The sequence below is a fragment of the Desulfobacula sp. genome (assembly GCF_021107415.1).
This window is the reverse complement of record NZ_JAIOSW010000432.1, coordinates 1-2,834: the sequence shown is the minus strand read 5'-3', so window position 1 is coordinate 2,834 and position 2,834 is coordinate 1. Positions and strand designations below refer to the sequence as shown.

Below are 2,834 nucleotides of genomic sequence, written 5' to 3'. Positions count from 1 at the left end.
CGTGTTTAGAGAGAAGGAAACTGATCTTCCGATTCTTGTAATTGCATCTGGCTCAAATCGAGTAGATGTAATGAAAATCCAAAAGTCGACGGGTTTTAGACTTGGCAAAGCTGATGGGAAGTATGTGAAAGAAAGAGTCGGGTATGCAGTTGGTGGAGTGCCGCCAGTAGGCCATAATGAACCCTTGGACACAATATTGGATCCAGACCTGAAGAAATATGAAGTTATCTGGGCTGCGGCTGGTACTCCTTTTGCTGTTTTTAAATTGAAGCCTACTGATTTAGAACCTCTCACAAAAGGGAGATGGGTTGATTTATCGGAAGAAATATAGCAACGGCATTTAAGAACGACGGCAAAAAGCCGCCGCGCTTTATGCCGAGCGGTTGGGCGGGTCAAATAAGGAGAAATGATGAAGAATGTATTACTTCTATTAGCTGATGGTTATGAAACATATGAAGCAAGTGTTTTTATAGATGTAATTGGATGGAATTTAATTGATGGTGATAAATCGACAAAATTGTTTTCATGTGGATTGAAAAAAGAAGTTAGTAGCAGTTTCAATCAAAAATGTATTGTAGATTACCTGGTGGATGATATAAATGTTGATGATTATGATGCATTAGCAATTCCTGGTGGCTTTGAAGAATTTGAGTTTTATAAGGAAGCATATGACGAGAAATTCTTAAATGTGATTCGTGGTTTTCAAAAGCAAAATAAACTAATTGCATCAATTTGCGTTGCTGCTTTATCACTTGGGAAAAGTGGAATTTTAAACGGAAGATTTGCAACAACCTACAACAAAAAATCAATACGACAAGATACGTTAAAAAAGTATGGTATAAATGTAAAAAATGAGCCGGTAGTAATAGATGGTAACGTAATGACTTGCTGGAATCCATCAACGGCAATTGATGTAGCTTTTTTATTACTTGAACGACTTACTACAAAAGAAAATACAAATTATATAAAGAGCATAATGGGTTTTGATGATAAAATTAAATAGTGATTTTCGTCCAACGGTTTCAACCTGACATCGCGGACAAGCCGCTCGCGGGTTAAACCAATGTTAGGATTCATTGATAATGATATTCTTTGATATAGATGAAACCTTATTTGACAACAAGAGCGCGCAAAATTTTGCAGCTTTGAAACTGTATAATGAATTCCAAGATCTACAAGTAATATACGAAGAATCTGCATTTCCACAGAGGTGGAATGAGGTCACCGAAAAGTACGTTCAGCTATTTTTAGTCAATAAAATATCATTCCAACAGCAGCGCCGAAACCGATTAAGAAAGATATTTCAAAAGGACTTTACGAATAGTGAGGCCGATGAGATATTTGCCATTTATCTCAAATTTTATGAGGAAAATTGGCAACTTTTTGATGATGTAATTCCCTGTCTCAATAAACTCAGACCTCGTAAGTTAGGTATAATATCAAATGGCGACAAATATCAACAGAGACAAAAATTAAGGTATTTGAATATCTTGGATAGATTTGAGGTCATTGTCATATCTGACGATATCGGGATTTCAAAACCTAATCCGGAAATATTCTGGCATGGTTGTAAAAAAGCAAACGAAAACCTCGCTAAATGCTGTTATATCGGAGACGATTTACACACGGATGCAGAGGCAGCATCTGAAGCTGGGCTAAAAGGTATCTGGCTCAATAGGGAACAGGAAAAAAGAAAAGATAAAGCCATAATAGAAGTATATACTCTTTATCAATTAGCAAAGGTGATCCAATCCTAACGTGTCAGTTCAGGTGACAGTCAGGGCCGTGCCGCTCTGGTGGGTTGATGTAAAACTGAATTTTATAGTCTTTATTGAAATAAGTGGAATCCCTGGCTGCCCCTGACTTCGGCGTTATCTCCTTGAAAAACAACTGATTTAGTGAGGAAAAATGTTAACTACAAAAGAAGCTATTGCAAAAAGAAGAAGTATAAGAAAATTTAAATCTGATCCAATTCCGGACGAATATCTTTTTGAATTGATCAATGCCGCCAGATTAGCGCCTTCAGGATGTAATGCCCAACCCTGGCGTTTCAAAATTGTTAAAGACCAGAAAAGTAAAATAAAATTGGCTCATGCTGCTTATGATCAATCATTTATTGCTAATGCTCCAGCAGTCATTGTTTGTTGCGCGGATATAAGTGGATATTTGGATGGAACTGTATCAGGCATTCAAGACTTAGGAAAGATTGGTGCGGTTGAAGATAACATAGTACAAATTCTGTTAAAAAGAGCTGGTCAATTGAAGGTATACCCTGTCGAGCAAATTGGGCCTCAAATAGCATTTAATGTCGCGATTTCAATTGAACATATTGTATTACGTGCACTCGATTTTGGCTTAGGGACCTGCTGGATAAGGCTTTTGGATGGTCAAAAGGTTAATGATATATTTGGGTGGAATGAAAATATTTTTACTGTAGCATTGCTTCCCATTGGATACCCGGCAGAAGATCCAAGCCCAAGAAAAAGGTTGAAGATAAAAAAAATATTATTATAATTTCGGATACAACAGAATTCAGCTGACACAAAAAGCCGACGGGATTCTATCGTAAATTGAAAAGCTTTTAGCGGCTTTTTGTGTCGCTAATACTGGGCAAACCGCGCGGTTTAACCTTTTACAAGGACCTTTATCACGCTTTCATATGCGAAAGCTTTGTTGGTTGGTTTCCCGCCAGGTCACACAGGCCGTTAACTCACCGGATCGCAACAGGAGTTTTGAATTATGGAAATAGACTTGATGGACTTAGAGCCCCGCCATGCCCATGATATCCTTACAAGTTCTATAATACCTCGACCTATTGCGTGGGTATCTTCGAT

4 protein-coding genes are annotated in these 2,834 nt (G+C 37.8%); all 4 read left to right on the top strand.

Annotated elements, in window-relative coordinates:
- A partial coding sequence (locus K8S13_RS21610) for a YbaK/EbsC family protein (RefSeq protein WP_291465794.1) occupies window positions 1–331 on the top strand: 331 nt, incomplete at its 5' end.
- Between the two features lie 75 nt (window positions 332–406).
- The gene (locus tag K8S13_RS21605; RefSeq protein WP_291465793.1) at window positions 407–1,003 is read left to right on the top strand and encodes a DJ-1/PfpI family protein; all 597 of its coding nucleotides are present in this window, start codon (window positions 407–409) and stop codon (window positions 1,001–1,003) included.
- A 79-nt stretch (window positions 1,004–1,082) separates the two neighbouring features.
- Window positions 1,083–1,757 carry an HAD family hydrolase gene (locus tag K8S13_RS21600; protein ID WP_291465792.1) on the top strand — a complete coding sequence of 225 codons (675 nt, stop codon included), beginning with the start codon at window positions 1,083–1,085 and terminating at the stop codon, window positions 1,755–1,757.
- Window positions 1,758–1,908: 151 nt separating this feature from the next.
- Window positions 1,909–2,514 carry a nitroreductase family protein gene (locus K8S13_RS21595; RefSeq protein ID WP_291465791.1) on the top strand — a complete coding sequence of 202 codons (606 nt, stop codon included), beginning with the start codon at window positions 1,909–1,911 and terminating at the stop codon, window positions 2,512–2,514.
- Window positions 2,515–2,834: the final 320 nt, after the last annotated feature.

Bases quoted from the DNA above. Each gene is read 5' to 3' on its own strand.
- K8S13_RS21605 (WP_291465793.1), top strand. From the start codon at position 407: ATGATGAAGAATGTATTACTTCTATTAGCTGATGGTTATGAAACATAT.
- K8S13_RS21600 (WP_291465792.1), top strand. From the start codon at position 1,083: ATGATATTCTTTGATATAGATGAAACCTTATTTGACAACAAGAGCGCG.
- K8S13_RS21595 (WP_291465791.1), top strand. From the start codon at position 1,909: ATGTTAACTACAAAAGAAGCTATTGCAAAAAGAAGAAGTATAAGAAAA.